We start from the raw sequence: 17930 nt of genomic DNA, 5'->3' as shown, positions 1-17930 counted from the left end.
TTTTTATCAATTCTTGCCTTGTTTTCTATTTTTATGGCTCCCGCTGTAAACAAGAGTCGATAACTTTGAATATCTTTAAGGTTCTATCTGGGTTATTATAATCATACTCATTGTTGCTAGTTTTTGGATAGGGACCACCATCATCATCACGAAGTCTGCGGAGGGATCTGTATGAGTGTTACATTAGAAGCGAGGAAAATTGAGAATTATGCTGACTTGCCAGATGAAGTATTGCTTGAGCTCGTTCAAAAAGGAGATTCAGAATCGACCGACTTTTTAATCAGCAAATACCGCAATTTCGTCCGTGCAAAAGCGAGCCGCTACTTTTTAATCGGCGGTGAAAGAGAGGATATTGTGCAGGAAGGCATGATCGGCCTCTATAAAGCAATCCGTGATTTTAAAGTGGACAAGCAGGCATCATTCAAGGCTTTTGCAGAATTGTGCATTACAAGACAAATCATTACAGCGATCAAAACAGCGACGCGTCAGAAGCACACCCCTCTTAATTCCTATGTCTCTTTGTACAAGCCCCTGTTTGAAGATGATAACCATACGCTGCTCGATGTGATTCCCGGAACAAAAACAATGGATCCGGCTGCCCTAATCATCAATCAGGAAAAAGCGCTGGATATCGAAATGAAAATGGCTGAAATGCTAAGTGATCTTGAACGAAAAGTGCTCGCCCTCTATATGGACGGACAATCATATGTTGAAATTTCAGAAGAGTTGAACAAGCATGTCAAATCCATTGACAATGCTCTGCAGCGGGTGAAAAGAAAGCTTGAAAGATACATGGAAATGCGTGATTACAGCCTTGTATAAAACAGCTATAATAGCAGGTAATTCTGGGGGCATGACTTTAACCGGTGATGCTTTTATTTTTTGCAGATTAACTCTGACCGCTACAAATGGAAAAGGAGAATAATGGATGGAAAGATAGAGATCTGCGTATAGCGCAGGTCTTTTTAAATGGAATAAGTAATTGACTTTAAACGCTTACTAAAATATAATTACTTACATAAAGTAAGTTAAATTAAGGAGGTTTAACATGGGCTTTCATAATGCGCCAAACACGTATACAGGAGAAGTAAGAATAAAAGTAAAGGATCTAAAGCGTTCTTTAGCATTTTACAAAGAAGTCATCGGGTTTAAAGTGCAAAATGAAACAGAACACACAGCAGAACTTACAGCTGATGGAAAAAACGTGCTTCTTTCAATCGAGCAGCGTCCAAACATTGCTCCCAAACAGCAAGGAACCACGGGCCTTTATCATTTTGCCCTGCTTCTTCCTGATCGTTCAGACCTTGGAAGAGTGCTGCAGCACCTGGTAAACTTGAATATTCCGCTTGGTGCTTCGGATCATCAAGTGAGCGAGGCTCTGTACTTAAATGATCCGGACGGAAACGGAATTGAAATCTATTCAGACCGTGACGCTTCCAAATGGATTTGGCAAGGCAGCCAGGTGGCAATGACAACAGAAACACTTGATGCGCAAGATGTGCTCGCAGAAGCGAAGGGTGAACTGTGGCTTTCTTTGCCTGAAAATACAGTGATGGGACACGTTCATCTGCATGTTTCCTCCTTAAAAGAAACGGAAGCGTTTTATGATCAGGGACTTGGATTTAAGACCGTTGCCAGGTACGGAAGACAGGCCATGTTTATGTCCACAGGCGGCTACCATCACCACCTCGGCCTGAATACTTGGGCAGGCGAAGGAGCACCTGCACCAGATTCTCAAAGTGCCGGCCTGGAGTGGTTTACACTCATCTATCCTGATGCTGATGCACTTGAACAGGCTGTTGCACGGTTAAAGAATATGGGTGCGAAAACGTTTATTGAAGATGGCACTGTGATGACTGCTGATCCTTCAGGAAACCGGATCAGATTAACATATTGATGTGATAACCTTGACGGCTGGGCTGTTGAGGTTTTTTTGCTGTGGGGGATGGAGTAATTTGACTGTGAGGGCTGAACGGTCGGCTTTGCTTTTCTAAATAAAAAAATATATCTTGAACACTTTGTGAAAGCGGTTGAATAGTTGATGGTGCAGGAGTATAGTAAGAGTAAGGAAAGTTAGTGAAAAAATTCACAAACTTTCTGGAGTACAACCAGCTTGCAGGGCTCATATATTTTTTTAATTACTTATGTGAAACTTTTCACAAAGAGGAGATGGAAATGATGGCTTGGTTAAGAGGACCGAAAATGGCGATCGTTTGGACCGTTCTTCGCATTTGGCTTGGGGTTCAGTGGCTCGAAGCAGGAATAGCGAAAATAGCAGGAGGCTTTGATGCCACAGGCTATTTGCAAGGTGCTATTGCAAAAGCAGGCGGCGAGCACCCGGCTGTTCAAGGATGGTACGCTGCATTTCTCAAGCACGCGGCGCTCCCGAATGCAGACCTTATTAACATTCTTGTTCCATGGGGAGAATTACTGGTCGGAATAGGCTTGATCATCGGACTTGCAACACTTCCGGCATTGCTTGCCGGAGCGTTTATGAATCTCAACTTCATGCTGGCAGGCACGACAAGCACCAATCCGGTCCTCTACACAGCAGCCTTTCTCCTGATTGCGGCTGGTGCTGCAGCCTGGTTTTACGGATTAGACAGACTGGTATGGCCTTATTTTAAAAAAGAATTTAAACATAAAAAATGGACCAGAAAACATGCAGCTGTTCATTGAAGATGGATGCTGGAAAGGTATTTAGGAAGTGGTGCCAGAAATGGTGATCGGGACAGAGAAAAGTGGCTTCACTATGGCGAGTGCTGCCACAAATGATGATCGGGAACAGAGAAAAGTGGCAGCACTGAGGGGAGTGTCGCCAGAAATGGTGGCCGGAAACAGAGAAAAGTGGCGTCACTAAGGGGAGTTGCGCCAGGAATGGTGGCCGGAAACAGAGAAAAGTGGCATCGCTAAGGCGAGTGGCGCCACAAATCCTGCATCGATACAGTATTAATAGAAAAAATCCGAACAAATTCCTTATTTAAAAAGGAATGCAGTTCGGATTTTTTTGGTTAAACTATCCATTGTACTTGTTTAATGGGAAGGGATATTCATTCCAGCCCATTCTTCCTTAGATGGTCCGTACGCGCCGTAAACAGGGAGCCCGGCCTGACGCATCAGCACGGTCAGCTGTCCGCGGTGGTGAATTTCATGCTTGAGGAAGAGGGACAGTGTCAGTCCGTTTTGCCACTCGTAGCCAAACACTTCATTTGTTTCCTGAAGTTTTTCGTCGTCCCATTTGCTGACAGCTTCAATGACTGAATCTGCACCGATCCGGTACTGTTTTGCGATGTCAGAAGCGCTTACAGGCACCTCGCTGCTTTCTGGATTTTTAATGCTCAGCCCCATCGGTTTGAACATGGAATCGTTTGGCACAAGGTGCCATGCGAGTTCCCCGAGTGTCCGGTAACCGGGAGCCGTTTCCTGTTTTAAAGAATCATCTGTCAGGGCATCAAGCAATTTTTTAGTCAAGACCGACTCATTTTTGTAATCTGCGAGAAAATTTTCTACGGTAACAAACATTATCATCTCTCCGTTTCAATTAGTATTTTTCAGAACATATGTGCTGTTTCGTAAACTAATTCTCCGCAGAATCTTTCTTTTCCTCCTAAAAAATATAAAAAATATAAAAGTGTGGAAAAACCTATATGACATTTATCATGTATGGTCTATGACACATATGTCTGCACAGACGTTTGAAACCCCTTTATAATTTGAAGTACCTTATTTGAGAAGGGAATCAATAAACTATGAGCAAAGAATTACAGAAAAACTTACGTAAACAAGTAGCTCCATATGAAAAAGCCAATACGAAAGCAAGCATCATGCAGATGATCAACACACTCGGACCCTTTTTTCTTCTATGGATCCTGGCTTATCAGAGCCTGCAGATTTCTTATGTCCTCACGCTTGCCTTTACGACAGTAGCCGCCTTTTTTCTGACGCGGATTTTTATCATTTTCCATGACTGCTGTCATCACTCGTTTTTTAAAAGCAGAAAAGCAAATAAATTTGTTGGAACCATAACTGGCGTTTTAACTCTATTTCCTTACAGCCAGTGGCAGCACGACCATTCCATCCACCACGGAACAAGCGGAAATCTGGACAAACGCGGAACCGGTGATATTTGGGTTTTAACAGTGGATGAGTATCTTGCTGAGCCGGTGTGGCGCAGAATTGCCTACCGTTTATACCGCAATCCTCTCGTTATGTTCGGCCTCGGACCTACCTATGTATTTCTTTTGAAAAATCGTTTTAATAAAAAAGGGGCAAGACGCAGCGAGCGTTTAAATACCTATCTTACAAATGTCTTGATTGCCGCAGCAGTTGCTGTGCTGTGTCTGACAATCGGCTGGGAAGCATTTTTGCTTGTCCAGGCACCGCTGTTTTTGATCTCAGGTTCCCTTGGAGTATGGCTGTTCTACGTGCAGCATACATTTGAAGATTCTTATTTTGAAGAAGACGAAAATTGGGATTATGTGAAAGCAGCAGTTGAGGGAAGCTCATTTTATAAGCTTCCAAAGCCTCTTCAGTGGCTGACAGGAAACATCGGCTACCACCATGTTCACCATTTAAGCCCGAGAGTCCCTAACTACAACCTGGAAAAAGCGCATGTAAACACGGAGCCGCTTCAAAACATCCCGACCATCACCCTTAAAACAAGTCTTCAGTCTCTAAAGTTCCGTTTATGGGATGAGCAGGGGAAGAAGTTTGTCGGCTACAAAGAAATCCGCGCTTACGCAAAAGTGAGAAGAAGTCAGACTGTATAAATGAAAATGGCATGCAGCCAGTAGGCTGCATGTATTTTCTTATGAAGTCAGATAACAAATATATTGCGGGAGCTTCCGCTTTTCTTGTGATAAAATAGGTAAAAAAAGGAGTTTCCACCATGCTGAAGAAATACATTAACAACGGAATATCTCCTTATATCTGGGCCGTCCTCAGCATATTGCCGTTTTATTTCATTCTGCAGTCTTTCATCGACAGCTGAAATTGCAGTAGGTATATCGCTGACCATCTTGTTTTTTATTATTTTCCGCCTCGCCTTTATTTCAAAAGGGTGGCCTGTCTATCTTTGGAGCTGCCTCTTAATGGCCATCTCCTTCACATCGATGTACCTGTTTACCTATATTTATTTTTCTTTTTATATCGCCTATCAGATTGGGAATATAAGAGACAGGGTTGCTTTTATCACGCTTTATGTCGTTCATCTTGTCGTGACAACTGCAGCCATAAATTTCAGCCTGATTTTAAAAGAATCCTCCTTCCTGCAGCAGCTTCCGTTTATTATCATTACATGCATCAGCGTCATTCTTCTTCCATTCAATGTTTATAATAAAAAGGAAAGAGGCCAGCTTGAGGAAAAGCTCGAAGATGCAAATAAGAAAATTTCGGAGCTTGTAAAGCTTGAAGAACGTCAGCGGATTGCGCGCGACCTGCATGATACGCTTGGCCAGAAGCTCTCGCTGATCGGCTTGAAAAGCGACCTTGCCAGAAAACTTGTGTACAAGGATCCTGAAAAAGCGAGAGAAGAGCTGAAAGACGTTCAGGCGACTGCCAGAACCGCTCTTAATGAAGTCAGAAAAATGGTTTCCCAAATGAGGGGCATCCGGCTGAAAGAAGAAATGGTCCGGGTCAAGCAAATTTTAATGGCTGCCGAGATTGACTTTAAAATTGAACAGAATGCGGCACTTTCCAATGTGACGCTTCTCACTGAAAATATATTGAGCATGTGCCTGAAAGAAGCTGTCAACAATGTCGTCAGGCACAGCGGGGCAAAAACGTGCTATTTCAAAGTGGAGCAAACATGGGACGGGATTATCATGACCGTCAGAGACGACGGAAAAGGCGCCATCACTGAAGGTGATTTTACAAAGGGCAACGGTCTGAACGGCATGAAAGAACGGCTTGAGTTTGTAAACGGAAGTCTTGATATTCAGTCTGAACATGGGACTGTTCTTATAATAAAAGTGCCGAATGATGTGAAACAAAAGGAGAAGGAGGATCTCATATGATCCGGATTGTAATTGCAGAAGACCAGCAAATGCTGCTCGGTGCTTTAGGATCGCTTTTGAACCTTGAAGATGATATGGAGGTCGTTGGAAAAGCAAATAACGGGGAAGATGCAGTCTCATTAGTAAGAAAACTTAAGCCCGATGTATGCATTACAGACATCGAAATGCCCGGCATGAACGGTCTTGAGGCTGCTGAGGCGCTTAAAGAAGATGCATGCAAAGTCATTATTCTGACGACCTTTTCACGAACCGGGTATTTTCAGCGGGCGATTAAAGCCGGCGTCAGTGCATACCTCCTCAAGGACAGTCCGAGCGAAGAACTGGCAAACTCCATCCGCAGCGTCATGGAGGGAAGAAGAATTTATGCCCCGGAACTGATGGATGACGTCTACAGTGAAGAAAATCCGCTGACAGAGCGGGAAAAAGAGGTGCTGGAACTAGTCGCTGACGGCATGAACACAAAAGAAATTGCAGAAGAGCTCAGCATCAAAGCCGGCACCGTCAGAAACTACATTTCCACCATCTTTGAAAAACTCGAAGTCAAAAACAGGATCGAGGCCATTTCTCAGTCGAAGGAAAAGGGATGGTTTAAATAAACGTGAAAAACCTCGAGAACCGGGAATTTAGGGGCTTGAGGTTTTTTGTTTTGGCAGCGGGCAAAGTGTTGCAGATAAGCACACTTTTCCGGTGAGCAGGAAACCTGAAAGTGCTGTAAACCTGGAATAAGAACACTTTCCCCATGATCAGGCATCCCGAAAACGTCACAAACGCAGGTTAAGAACACTTTCTCCGTGATCAGGCATCCCGAAAACGTCACAAACGCAGGTTAAGAACACTTTCTCCGTGATCAGGCATCCCGAAAACGTCACAAACGCAGTTTAAGAACACTTTCCCCGTGATCAGGCATCCCGAAAATGTCACAGACCCGAGTTAAGAACACTTTCCCCATGATCAGGCATCCCGAAAATGTTACAAACCCAGTTTAAGAACACTTTCCCCATGATCAGGCATCCCGAAAATGTCACAAACGCAGGTTAAGAACACTTTCTCCGTGATCAGGCATCCCGAAAACGTCACAAACGCAGGTTAAGAACACTTTCCCCGTGATCAGGCATCCCGAAAATGTCACAGACCCGAGTTAAGAACACTTTCTCCGTGATCAGGCATCCCGAAAATGTCGCAAACCCAGTTTAAGAACACTTTCCCCATAAGCGGGAATCCCCCAAGTGTCATAAAAGTCCGCCAAAAAAAGCAGCCGGTCAAACGGCTGCTTCTTCTCTTTTAATCGCTTTATGGATTTGTTTAATCGTTTCAAGGTGCATGGCTTCGTGGAAGAAGCTGAACAAAAAGGTTTCTCCTACTGTATAGAACGTAATGCCTGCACTGTTCGTGAACGGTTGTTTTAGATCTTCATGATAGTGCTCCGGGATGAATGCTTTAATGCGGTTTGTCTGGTCCTGCAGAACGGCCCTGATTTCACTCAAGGGTGGAACGTGCTCTCCCCAGTCGGCAGGAGATGTTCCTGCACTGAACAAATCCTTGTATTCGGCGGGAAGCTCAGGTGTTCCGCCTGAAATGCCGAAGACGATTTTCTCCTGAACGAAGGCAATGTGCCCGAGATTCCAGCGGATATTGTTGTTAAAGCCCTGCGGAATGATATCTGCGCGCTCTTCTTTTATTTTTCCAAGGGTATTCAGTGTAATATCTCTTACCGTTTCCATATGTTTAATCATAATCTGATCCACGTTAATCCCTCCTCACGTTCTTCAATTCTAGGTTTATTCTCTATTTCCTTCCTGTTCATGAAAAAGGAATTTTCGGGGGTGATACAGAATACTTTTAGTGAAAATATTTATACACCGGAGGATTTACATGCTTACAGAGGAACAATTAAAAGAAATAAAAGAGCTGCAGTCAGAATGCGAGGAGCTTGACGGCATTCAGTTAAAGCTAAACTGGGATATGCTGCAAACCGGAGAGGATGAGCATCTTCTTCACTATGAAAATGGCATGCTTGCCGCCTTCCTCGGAATTTATGGCTTCGGCAGCAAAGCAGAGCTGTGCGGGATGGTAAAGCCTTCCTATCGCAGAAAAGGCATTTTTACTCACATGCTGAATCAGGCGCTCGCTCAATGCAAAGATACATATAGAGAAATTCTCTTAAACGCTCCGGCTGAATCCCGGGCTGCAAAGGAATTATTGAAAAAAATGCCTTGCACATACTCGATATCTGAATACCAGATGAAATGGGCTGAAACGCCGCTTGAAGAAGATAATCTCGTCAATCTGAGGCCTTCTGTGCCTTCAGATTTAAACCTTGAGACACAGCTTGATGTTCTCTGTTTTGGATTCCTTGAACACGAAGCAGGACCTTATAATCGTTCTCTTAAAAGAGAAGCAAATCAGGATTTTATCATCATTGAATATAAGGGGAAATCTGTTGGGAAACTGCGTGTCTCGCATTCTTCAGGAGAAGCGTGGATTTATGGCTTTGCCGTTCTGCCCGACTATCAGGGAAAGGGTATTGGGAGAGACACGCTGAAGAAAATTGTCTTAAAAGAAACAGGGGAAGGCTATCCTGTTTTTCTGGAAGTGGAAGCTAAAAATGAACATGCTCTGAGACTCTATGAATCATGCGGATTCAAAGCGTTTCATGTCCAGGATTATTATCAGGTGCAATTTTAGAAAAAGAAAAGGATGAAGACGATGAACACTCGCCCAGAGCAAAATGAATTTCCGGTCTACTATACAGACTATATCGGACTTGTTCCGGAAGGTGATATTGAATATAACCTGAAACACCAGATTTCAGAGACGTTAAAGCAGCTGAATGATTTATCCGAAGAAGAAGGAACCTTCAAGTATGCCCCGGGAAAATGGAGCATAAAGGAAGTCATCGGCCATATAACGGATACTGAGAGGATCATGGCGTACCGCCTGCTGTCTATCGCAAGGGGGGAAGCTGCAGAGCTTCCGGGATTTGATGAAAATGAGTATGTTGCAAAAGCTGATTTTAACAAGGTAAGCATGGATGATCTGCTGCAGAATCTTTTTGTTGTAAGAGAGGCCACTCTTCTCCTGTTTAAGACACTCGGTGATTCAGACTGGAAACGAACCGGCATTGCCTGCGGCCAGACTGTTTCTGTAAGAGCCATCGCCTATATCATCGCAGGTCATGAGCTTCATCACAGGAGGATTCTTGCTGAGAGATACTTGATTGGCCAGAGTGTTCCTAAATCCCTTTAATATGATTATTTTAAAACCGTGCCTATCAGGCGCGGTTTTTTTCAGAAAATAGGATCAATTCATCTGTCATTCTTTCGGAAAATTGGTACTATTAAATCATGAAGACTATCAATAATCCTCAAAATCGGACAAACACACTAACGGGAAAGGTTCGCAGCCTTTCCATTTTTCACAGGCTATTACTGGCTTTTTTTCTCGTCATTATCATTTTCAGCACGGTGATTATTACGGTTGTTTATGATGTTGTCGAAGACAGGATCTATGAAACAAATATCAATTATGTTTCGCAGAATGTTGAAGCCGTTAAAAGGCTGATCAATAAAGAACTTGATTCATACATGTCAGATGCAGCCGAGTTTGCTCAGGAGACTTCTGCCGCCTTAAAGGCAGCTGAAGCACTGGAGCCGGAATCGGAAGAATTTCGGGAAAAAGAAGCTGAAATCAATGATAAACTGTATTCTTTTTTTTCCAATCCTTATGTGAAAAATGCGCAAATTGTTACGAAGGAGAATGAATATGTTCAGCGCTCGATAGAGGGAGAGGAAAGAGGGGCGCGTCTTGCTGATGACGCACAATTTGCAGAATCACAAGTATACAAAAGGGGAACGTCCATCCCTTATCAGCCGGCCTTTCATAATACGATAAGGGAAACCGGCGTTTATTATACGGGCAAAAACATTTCTCTTGGAAACTATCTCACCATAACCACCCCTGTTCTTTCCGATTCAAAAGAATATCTTGGTCTGCTGATTTTAAATGTGGACATCTCATTTTTAACAGGATCGATGGATTTTAAAAAGCAGTTTAATCAGGATTTGTACATTGCGGATCAGAAAGGCATTATTTCATCGTTAAGCAATCATTATTCATTCCTCTATTATCCGGAAGAGATTTGGAAACGCATTTACTCAGAAGATGTCGGGGTTGCTGAATTTTCCCTTGAGAAGGGTAACAGGATTGCTGTTTATGACCAGCTCGGTGTAAGGGACTGGAAGGTGATCAGCCTGTTGAACGTTGACGACTTAATGGCGGATGCCCATACAATCAGAAACCGCATTCTCCTGCTTACTACGATAGCCCTGGTCCTGTCAGCCGGCATTTGTATTTTTGTCACCTCCACCATTTACAATCCTCTGAAAAAACTGGTCCAATCCATGAAAAGCTTTGGTGAGCACAATGTGGTGACGGTGTACGATGACCCGTATCAGGATGAAATCGGAAGTGCAGGAAGACAATTTCTCACTATGGTCAAGCAAGTGAACAGGGCTGTACAAAAAGAACTGGAAATCGAAAAGCTCCATCACAGCGAAAAAATGAAAAGAAAGGAAGCAGAGCTTAAAGCACTCCAGATGCAGATAAATCCTCATTTTATCTACAACACGCTTGATATTATCAGATGGAAAACAATGCGCCTGGAAAATGGAGCAGGTCCTGTAAGCAGTACAATCGGCGGGTTTGCCAAGCTTCTTAGATATAACATTTCAATAGAGGAAGGCCTGGTAAACGTCCATGAAGAGCTTGCGCACATTGAACAGTATATCGGCATTCTTTCTCTGCTGCATGATACTGAAATCTCGCTTCAGAAAAAAATGGAGCCGGAGGAAATTGCAAACTGGCACATCCCGAAATTTATTTTTCAGCCGATAGTTGAGAACGCTGTCATTCATGGGAAAATCCATCAATTCGAGAATGGAATAATCAATCTGATAATGAGAGAAGAGAAGGGTGCTCTCTATATTGAGTTCAGTAACAACGGCAAATCAATCACACGAGAAAGAGCAGAGCATATTCAAAATAAGCTCATGAAACCGGAACATGAAAAAGGGAGCATCGGCCTTGTAAACATTCATGACCGAATACGTCTGCTTTTCGGAGAGGAATACGGCATTAAAGTCAGCTTATCAAATGACGAAAAACTAAAAGTTTCAATCATGCTGCCCATTATTAAGGACAACTGAAAGAGGAGGAAGACGCATGCTGAAAGTAGTCATTGTCGATGATGACAAAATTGTGAGGGATGGCTTAAGAGAATTCGTTGACTGGAAAAGCATGGGGTTTGAAGCGGTTCAGACGCTTGCTTCTGCTGAAGATGCGCTTCATTTTCTTGAATCAAATGAAGCAGATGTGGTGCTGACTGACATCGTCATGGATGAAAAAAACGGAATTGATCTTGTCCGGGAATCGGCAAAACAGAATGAACAGCTGAAATTTGTGCTGCTGAGCGGACACGGAGAATTTAATTATGCGAAAGAAGCGTTTAAACTCGGAGTTTTTGATTATCTGACAAAACCGGTTCAATTTGATGAACTGCAGGAAACCTTTGAAAAACTAAGAGATGTTGTCACGAAAGAAAAGATGAACATGATTAATCATAAGCTTTACCGGAACGCACGGATCAGCCAGCTGCTGAATCAGCTTGTTTCCAATCATTATGATCTGACGCATTCAAAACTGGATGAAATGTCCCTGTTATTCGGAGGGAAGTCATTTACTGTCATCAGACTCTACATCACTAACCTGCATTCCATTTCTCTTTCCAAAGAAGAAATAGAAGCTTCCCTGCAGAAAATGATTTCAGCGCACCCTTATTGTTATCTTTTCAATAACAGACTGTCTGAACTTGCCATATTCGCCTCTTCAGACTCCAAAGACCGTATTATCCAAAAGCTTGCCGGTCATTTGGAGGAGCTTGATAAGAACTTCGGCGTGACAGTCTCTCCGCCGGAATAGGAAAAAGCTATGACTCTCTTGAAAAGATTGCTCAATCTTATAGAGAGGCAGGAGAAGCCATCACCTACAGGTACTATCTTGAAGATGAAAAATTCATAGATTATGAGGCAATGGAGAAGCAAAAGATGAATATCTATATGCCTGAAGAAGCAAAGGAAAAGATCATTGCCTTTTTAAATCACGGGGAATTCAGTGACCTTCAGGAGTATGTCAGGGGCATGATTGAAGAAAACGCCAGAATTAACAGCGAAGACAGGAGTATTTTTTACGATATCAGCATGGAGCTGTTAAGACTTGTCAGAGAGTTTCTTGAAAGCAGGTCTCACATTGATTCAATTACCGGTGAAATGGAACGGGAATTTATGTATACCGTTTTAAAGAAACAGACGGCAGGAGAGGTGATGGAGTACCTTGAATCCTTTATCAAAAAGCTTCATCAGTCTCTGCAGCGCTCACAAAATGATTCGTCTCATGCCATCATCCATCATGTGAAAAAATACATTCATGACCATTTCGGGGATGAACTCAGCCTGCAGAGGCTCGCAGAGGTTGTCTATGTTCATCCTGCGTATTTAAGTGCTTTGTTTAAAGATAAAACAGGTGAAAACATCCTGCACTACATCTCTAAAGTAAGAATGGAAAAGGCGAAAATTCTCTTAAAAGATTTGTCGCTCAGGATATACGATGTCAGCAGTTTAGTAGGCTATGAAAGTTCAAAGCACTTTTCAAAGGTGTTTAAACTGTTTACAGGAATGACGCCTAAGGAATACAGGAACAGCCTCTCCTGAAAATGTCCGCAGATGAACAACGTTAAAAATGAGGACCAAATCTTAATTTTGTGCCATTGTAAGCGCTTTCTCACCTTCTTATAATTGGAGTATCAACGTTTATAAGGGGTGGAATGGGGGATGAACGTATTGAAGAAAAAGGGGATCATCATGATGTTGGCCGCTGTACTATTGCTTGCAGCTGGCCTCGCCGGCTGTTCTAATGGAACGTCAGGATCAGCAGACAGCAAAAAAAGCAGCGGTAAAAACGGGGGATTTGAGCTTACATACTGGGTAGGTCCAGATGGTCTTGACGAGTACGAGCAGTCCGTTGTCGATGAGTACAATGAGCTTTATCCGGAGCATCCGATTAAACTGGTCACAATGCCTGAGGGCGAAGGCGGCGAGCTGATGGCGGCCATGATGTCCGGGACGGCTCCAGACGTATTGATTCTTGCATACGGAGAGATTGAAAAGTTTGCTTATGCAGGTGCGCTTCGTCCAATGGATGAGTTTTTTGACGGCTGGGACGACTACAAAAACATCAACAAGGACATGGTGGAGAAATTCAAGCTGAACGGCAGCCGTTATGCACTTCCTGCAGGAGAATATGCGATGGGCTTTTTCTACAATAAGAAAAACTTTGAAGCTGCAGGCATCACTCCTCCTGAATCCTGGACATGGGAAGATTTGATGAAAACGTCTGAAAAATTGACAAAGCCTGAAGACGGGCAGTATGGGTTTGCTTTAAACTGGGGCCAATGGGCTGACTGGTGGTTTAATATGTTTGTATGGGGAGCCGGCGGGGATTTGACGAAAGCAGGTCCTGACGGCGAGCTGATTCCAACGTTTACAGATCCTGCCGTTATCAAAGCAGCACAGTTTTACCGTGATTTGAAAGAGAGCAAATCGATTCAGACTGATATGTCAAGCAAGCTTGATCAGCTTCAGCAGGACTTTGCTTCCGGCAAAGCGTCAATCATTTATCACGGCATTGATGATGTGAAGAAGTTTGTGCAGCTTGGCATGAACCCTGATGATTTCGGCGTTCTTCCTATTCCGGAAGGACCGGCGGGAGTAAACCCTACACAGGTAGGCGGCTCAGCTTATGTTATTCATTCAAAAGTTCCTGAGGAAAAAATTGACGCTTTGACAAAGTATTATGAACTTGCTTCAAGCAAAAAGTTCTATGAAGGAAAGATTGAATACTTCCAGGATCAGGGCTTCAGCTTAACGAATACCCTTCCTCGTACAGATATTGATACAGATAAGTATTTTGCAGATACAGCTCCGGATATTCTGCAGGCGATGGAAAACTCGTCAGCAAACGGAAAGTTATCATGCTACGGCTCATCGGTTGTATCGCAGTTTATTGACCAGGCCGTGCAGAAAATGTTTGTAGATACAGATCTCGACATCGAGAAAGTGTTTGCAGAAGCTGAAAAAGAAGCCAATAAACAGGCAATACCAGAGTACAACAAAACCATTAAGTAAAAGCACAGCCGGGCCGATCAGGTCCGGCTGTTTCGTTTTTTTTGCTGATTTGTATACCTTTAAAATGAGCACCAAATCTTAAAATGGTGTCATTGTAAGCGTTTTCTTTTACTCCTATACTAGAGTTATCAGAGAATTAACTCACAGTAGTTGAACTAAAGAAACGGGGTGGGGGCTTGTCAAAAACAAGAGACGGGGGAAATTTGCACGCTTTGTCCAATACAGAAATGGTGCCAACTGCACCTGAGCAGCCGCTTCAACTGAACAAGAGTCTGCTAGCGGCAAAGAAGCGAAACAAAAGAGAATTCATCACAAATAAGCGGCTGGTTCCATGGCTTTTTCTGCTGCCTGGTATTTTAGCAACCCTGTTGCTTAAATACGTCACGATCGGCACGAGCGTCACATGGTCTTTCTTTAATGTCACCGTGCAGGACATGCCGGGGGAATTTGTCGGCCTGCAGAACTATATCAATCTCTTTACGGCTCCGGATTTCGGCATAACGTTCGGAAATACACTAGTCTATCTCGGACTGACCCTGCTGTTATGTTTCCCGGTTCCAATCATTCAGGCAGTCATACTAAATGAGATCAGAAGCAAAAAACTGAAAAACTGGTTTTCTACGTTATACATCCTTCCGGCGGTTATTCCGGGCACAGTCATTATTGTCATCTGGAGATGGATCTGGAATCCGGAATATGGCGTGGCAAACTACATATTCGGCTTGTTCGGGCTTGAAAACCAGGCGTGGCTAAGCGACCCTGAACTTGTCAAACTGTGCATCGTGATTCCGGGAATACTTGGCGGCGGGTTATCCGTGCTTCTCTATTATGCGGCTATTCTTGGAGTCCCGAAAGATATTTATGAAGCAGCAGAGCTTGACGGCTGTTCAGGATGGAAAAAAGTCAGATATATCATTCTGCCAAATATTAAATTTATCATACTTGTTCAGCTAATTATGACTGTCATTGGAACATTTCAGATAATGGATGTCATTTTCCAGTTTACAAACGGCGGCCCTGCAGGGGCATCGAACTCACTGGGTCTGAACATTTACAAGCTGTTCAATGAACAATTCCAGTACGGACAGGGCAGCGCATTATCAACTGTCTTGCTTCTCATCATTGCCATCATTACACTCATTCAGCTGAAAGTCAGCAAAACGGATGCAGACTAAAAGAGGAGGGCCAAATGAAAAAGCGAAAATGGACACACTATGCGACGGTAAGTGCAACGGTCATCATGATAGCGGCTCTTCTTTTTCCATTGTTTTATGCGCTCAGCATTTCACTGCAGGATGAATTTTCAATCTATAAGCCAAAGCCGCAGTTCCTACCCGAGAAGGGGAAAAATGTTGTGCTGGAAGTGGACCTTGCTTCTCTTAAAAATGAAGGCAATTTAGAAGATGCCATTCTTCAGGATGCGACTCTGGCAATTTTCTCAACCTTTATCGAACAGAGAAAAGAAGGAATTACAGAGATTGATTTTATCGGGAAAATGGATGGTAAAGTCATCTTCCTTTCCGAGGCCCATACGTCAAAGTTAGCACTTGAAAATGATTATGGCGTTTACAAACGAACAAACCCGACGCCAAAAGTTCTCCTTGGAAAAGACCGCTACAAGCAGTTCATGGAGAATATGGGCTACGAATTTGATCCCGCCGGAATACAGAGCGAAAACGTCAAGAAAAGTGAAAATGAATCCGCTCTGGTCCAGGCGGTGAGTGAAAACTTTAAAGAGAAATATCCGCTGAAAGGCGAGCTTGCAAATGTGCAGGTTACGTATTCATGGATACAGGTCATTGAAAAATATGCCTACTACTTTGCGCTGCCTAAATACATGTTCAGTGATTCAGAAGCCGTCGCGAAATACGGACTGCTCGCCTTCGCTTTCAATACGTTTCTGACAACGGTATGGGCGATTTTGTGCCAGGTATTCCTGCCGGCACTGACAGCCTACCCGCTTGCGAGACTCCTGAAGAAAAGAACATCAGACGCCGTGACGATGTTTTTCCTGATCACGATGATGATTCCGTTCGTCAGTATTATGGTGCCCCAGCTCATTCTCATGAAAAATGCGGGGATGTATGACAACTATTGGGCGATGCTTGTTCCGTGGCTCGTACCGTCACCGTTTTATATTCTCCTGTACAAGGCCTTTTTCCAGAGAATCCCGCACAGCCTGTTTGAGGCGGCAAGAATGGACGGGGCAGGAGAATTTTATATCTTCACGAAAATCTGCATGCCGATCTCAAAACCAATCATTTCGCTTATTGCCATTCAGGCGTTTATTGCAGGCTGGTCCGATTTCTTCTGGTATTTCATTTCAACAAAGCAGGCTTCACTCTGGACCTTGAATGTGGCGATCTTCAACATGAGCGAATCCCAGGCAATCAAACAGAATTTCCTGATGGGCATTTCGGTTGCTTCTGTTATTCCGATTATTATCTTCACCTTTATTTTTGCAAGACAGCTGAAAGAGGGAGCGCTCGGTTCTTCTGTAAAAGGCTGAAAACGCTGGAATCATACTTGAACTGGAGGAAAAAACGATGTCAAACAAAATTCTTAAGGTTGGAATCATTGGATGCGGGGGGATTGGAACTCAAAAGCACCTCCCTGCTCTTTCAAAACAAAAAAATGTGGAACTGACCGCTTTTTGCGATCTTGTTGAAAGCCGTGCGCAAGACGCTGCTGAAACGTTTGGAACAGCTGGAGCGAAAGTGTTTACGGATTATCAAGAGCTTTTAAAAGAAGAGCTGGATGTTGTGCATGTCTGCACGCCAAATAAATCGCATTCTTATATCACGATTGATGCCCTTGAGTCCGGCAAACATGTGATGTGCGAAAAGCCGATGGCAAAAACGGCTGATGAGGCAAGAGCGATGGTAGAGGCAGCAAAAAGAACCGGAAAAAAACTGACGGTCGGCTATCAGAACAGATACCGGGATGACAGCATGCATTTGAAGAAAATCTGCGAATCGGGCCAGCTTGGAAACGTCTATTACGCAAAAGCACATGCGGTCAGAAGACGGGCAGTGCCGACCTGGGGAATCTTTTTAAACAAAGAAGAACAAGGCGGCGGGCCTCTCATTGATATCGGTACACATGCACTGGACCTGACTCTGTGGCTGCTGAATAATTACGACGTGAAATATGTGGTCGGCAATACATACAAAGCGTGGGACGGCCGAACAAGTGAAGCGAATATATTCGGTGCCTGGAAACAGGAAGATTATGAAGTGGAAGACTCGGCCTTCGGTTTTATCACGATGGAAAATGGCGCAACCATAGTACTTGAATCAAGCTGGGCTTTAAACACACTTGATATTGGCGAAGGGCAGACAACGCTTTGCGGGACAGAAGGCGGTGCCGATATGAAGGACGGCCTCAGAATCAACGGAGAAGAATTCGGGAAGTTCTTCATGAAAAAACCTGAGCTGAATGACGGATCGGTCGCTTTCTTTGAAGGCGAGACAGAAGAACCTCAGGACAGAGAAGCAAGAATGTGGATTGAGGCCATTTTGGAAGACAGGGAGCCTCTTGTAAAACCGGAAGAAGCTCTCCGTGTGAGTGAAATTCTTGAAGCCATTTACGAATCAGCTAAAACAGGAAAACCCGTTTATTTTAAAAAAGAAGAAGCATTTGCCTGAAGAAAAAAGGAAACCGGCACGTTCTAAAGAAA

The 17930-nt window shown here is 43.6% G+C and carries 16 protein-coding genes and 1 pseudogene; 15 read left to right on the top strand and 2 right to left on the bottom strand.

The window, feature by feature from the left end:
- The first annotated feature begins 171 nt into the window (after positions 1–171).
- The 3 genes from sigH (at position 172) to RKD52_RS16165 (ending at position 2679) form a co-directional block, all read left to right on the top strand.
- A complete protein-coding gene (gene sigH, locus RKD52_RS16175) occupies positions 172–822 on the top strand; it encodes an RNA polymerase sporulation sigma factor SigH (protein ID WP_029282458.1) in 651 nt (216 codons plus the stop codon).
- A gap of 226 nt (positions 823–1048) precedes the next feature.
- On the top strand, positions 1049–1897 hold the full coding sequence (locus tag RKD52_RS16170) for a VOC family protein (protein ID WP_454100510.1): 849 nt from the start codon (positions 1049–1051) through the stop codon (positions 1895–1897).
- A gap of 281 nt (positions 1898–2178) precedes the next feature.
- Positions 2179–2679 carry a DoxX family protein gene (locus RKD52_RS16165; RefSeq protein ID WP_454101249.1) on the top strand — a complete coding sequence of 167 codons (501 nt, stop codon included), beginning with the start codon at positions 2179–2181 and terminating at the stop codon, positions 2677–2679.
- Positions 2680–3033: 354 nt separating this feature from the next.
- Here RKD52_RS16165 and RKD52_RS16160 read toward each other — a convergent pair whose 3' ends face one another.
- Positions 3034–3522 (bottom strand): DinB family protein, encoded by a 489-nt coding sequence (locus tag RKD52_RS16160; RefSeq protein ID WP_454100509.1) that lies wholly within the window; start codon positions 3520–3522, stop codon positions 3034–3036.
- 227 nt (positions 3523–3749) lie between these two features.
- Between RKD52_RS16160 and RKD52_RS16155 the strand changes: the two genes are divergently transcribed.
- The 3 genes and pseudogenes from RKD52_RS16155 to RKD52_RS16145 all read left to right on the top strand — a co-directional run bounded on the left by RKD52_RS16155 (position 3750) and on the right by RKD52_RS16145 (position 6610).
- Entirely contained in the window at positions 3750–4769 is a 1020-nt protein-coding gene (locus RKD52_RS16155; RefSeq protein ID WP_454100508.1) for a fatty acid desaturase, read from the top strand.
- 119 nt (positions 4770–4888) lie between these two features.
- Positions 4889–6014 (top strand): annotated as a pseudogene (locus RKD52_RS16150) (sensor histidine kinase).
- The gene (locus RKD52_RS16145) at positions 6011–6610 is read left to right on the top strand and encodes a response regulator transcription factor (RefSeq protein ID WP_203289788.1); all 600 of its coding nucleotides are present in this window, start codon (positions 6011–6013) and stop codon (positions 6608–6610) included. Before RKD52_RS16150 ends, RKD52_RS16145 begins: the two are co-directional and overlap by 4 nt.
- A 663-nt stretch (positions 6611–7273) precedes the next feature.
- On the opposite strand, the gene RKD52_RS16140 is transcribed toward RKD52_RS16145, so the two are convergent.
- The gene (locus tag RKD52_RS16140; RefSeq protein WP_454100507.1) at positions 7274–7759 is read right to left on the bottom strand and encodes a DinB family protein; all 486 of its coding nucleotides are present in this window, start codon (positions 7757–7759) and stop codon (positions 7274–7276) included.
- A 127-nt stretch (positions 7760–7886) separates the two neighbouring features.
- Here RKD52_RS16140 and RKD52_RS16135 point away from each other — a divergent pair, with 127 nt between their 5' ends.
- The 9 genes from RKD52_RS16135 to RKD52_RS16095 all read left to right on the top strand — a co-directional run bounded on the left by RKD52_RS16135 (position 7887) and on the right by RKD52_RS16095 (position 17898).
- Entirely contained in the window at positions 7887–8699 is an 813-nt protein-coding gene (locus RKD52_RS16135) for a GNAT family N-acetyltransferase (protein WP_454100506.1), read from the top strand.
- 21 nt (positions 8700–8720) lie between these two features.
- Positions 8721–9260: a DinB family protein gene (locus tag RKD52_RS16130; RefSeq protein WP_454100505.1), complete on the top strand. Its 540-nt coding sequence runs from the start codon at positions 8721–8723 to the stop codon at positions 9258–9260.
- A gap of 98 nt (positions 9261–9358) precedes the next feature.
- On the top strand, positions 9359–11218 hold the full coding sequence (locus tag RKD52_RS16125) for a sensor histidine kinase (protein ID WP_454100504.1): 1860 nt from the start codon (positions 9359–9361) through the stop codon (positions 11216–11218).
- A gap of 16 nt (positions 11219–11234) precedes the next feature.
- Positions 11235–11990, top strand: coding sequence for a response regulator (locus tag RKD52_RS16120; RefSeq protein ID WP_454100503.1), 756 nt, complete (start codon positions 11235–11237; stop codon positions 11988–11990).
- Positions 11991–12115: 125 nt separating this feature from the next.
- Positions 12116–12778, top strand: a complete 663-nt coding sequence (locus RKD52_RS16115) for a helix-turn-helix transcriptional regulator (RefSeq protein WP_454100502.1) — start codon at positions 12116–12118, stop codon at positions 12776–12778.
- Positions 12779–12898: 120 nt separating this feature from the next.
- Positions 12899–14251, top strand: coding sequence for an extracellular solute-binding protein (locus tag RKD52_RS16110; RefSeq protein ID WP_454100501.1), 1353 nt, complete (start codon positions 12899–12901; stop codon positions 14249–14251).
- Between the two features lie 176 nt (positions 14252–14427).
- Positions 14428–15426: a carbohydrate ABC transporter permease gene (locus RKD52_RS16105; protein ID WP_454100500.1), complete on the top strand. Its 999-nt coding sequence runs from the start codon at positions 14428–14430 to the stop codon at positions 15424–15426.
- A gap of 14 nt (positions 15427–15440) precedes the next feature.
- Positions 15441–16760, top strand: coding sequence for a carbohydrate ABC transporter permease (locus tag RKD52_RS16100; RefSeq protein WP_454100499.1), 1320 nt, complete (start codon positions 15441–15443; stop codon positions 16758–16760).
- 37 nt (positions 16761–16797) lie between these two features.
- On the top strand, positions 16798–17898 hold the full coding sequence (locus RKD52_RS16095; RefSeq protein WP_454100498.1) for a Gfo/Idh/MocA family protein: 1101 nt from the start codon (positions 16798–16800) through the stop codon (positions 17896–17898).
- Positions 17899–17930: the final 32 nt, after the last annotated feature.

It is taken from the genome of Metabacillus sp. SLBN-84 (assembly GCF_053629595.1).
Note: the sequence above shows the minus strand (reverse complement) of the source record. Positions and strands in the feature narration are given on the sequence as shown.

Coding starts and splice junctions, on each gene's coding strand:
- sigH (WP_029282458.1), top strand. CDS start 172: ATGAGTGTTACATTAGAAGCGAGGAAAATTGAGAATTATGCTGACTTG.
- RKD52_RS16170 (WP_454100510.1), top strand. CDS start 1,049: ATGGGCTTTCATAATGCGCCAAACACGTATACAGGAGAAGTAAGAATA.
- RKD52_RS16165 (WP_454101249.1), top strand. CDS start 2,179: ATGGCTTGGTTAAGAGGACCGAAAATGGCGATCGTTTGGACCGTTCTT.
- RKD52_RS16160 (WP_454100509.1), bottom strand. CDS start 3,522: ATGTTTGTTACCGTAGAAAATTTTCTCGCAGATTACAAAAATGAGTCG.
- RKD52_RS16155 (WP_454100508.1), top strand. CDS start 3,750: ATGAGCAAAGAATTACAGAAAAACTTACGTAAACAAGTAGCTCCATAT.
- RKD52_RS16145 (WP_203289788.1), top strand. CDS start 6,011: ATGATCCGGATTGTAATTGCAGAAGACCAGCAAATGCTGCTCGGTGCT.
- RKD52_RS16135 (WP_454100506.1), top strand. CDS start 7,887: ATGCTTACAGAGGAACAATTAAAAGAAATAAAAGAGCTGCAGTCAGAA.
- RKD52_RS16130 (WP_454100505.1), top strand. CDS start 8,721: ATGAACACTCGCCCAGAGCAAAATGAATTTCCGGTCTACTATACAGAC.
- RKD52_RS16125 (WP_454100504.1), top strand. CDS start 9,359: ATGAAGACTATCAATAATCCTCAAAATCGGACAAACACACTAACGGGA.
- RKD52_RS16120 (WP_454100503.1), top strand. CDS start 11,235: ATGCTGAAAGTAGTCATTGTCGATGATGACAAAATTGTGAGGGATGGC.
- RKD52_RS16115 (WP_454100502.1), top strand. CDS start 12,116: ATGAATATCTATATGCCTGAAGAAGCAAAGGAAAAGATCATTGCCTTT.
- RKD52_RS16110 (WP_454100501.1), top strand. CDS start 12,899: ATGAACGTATTGAAGAAAAAGGGGATCATCATGATGTTGGCCGCTGTA.
- RKD52_RS16100 (WP_454100499.1), top strand. CDS start 15,441: ATGAAAAAGCGAAAATGGACACACTATGCGACGGTAAGTGCAACGGTC.
- RKD52_RS16095 (WP_454100498.1), top strand. CDS start 16,798: ATGTCAAACAAAATTCTTAAGGTTGGAATCATTGGATGCGGGGGGATT.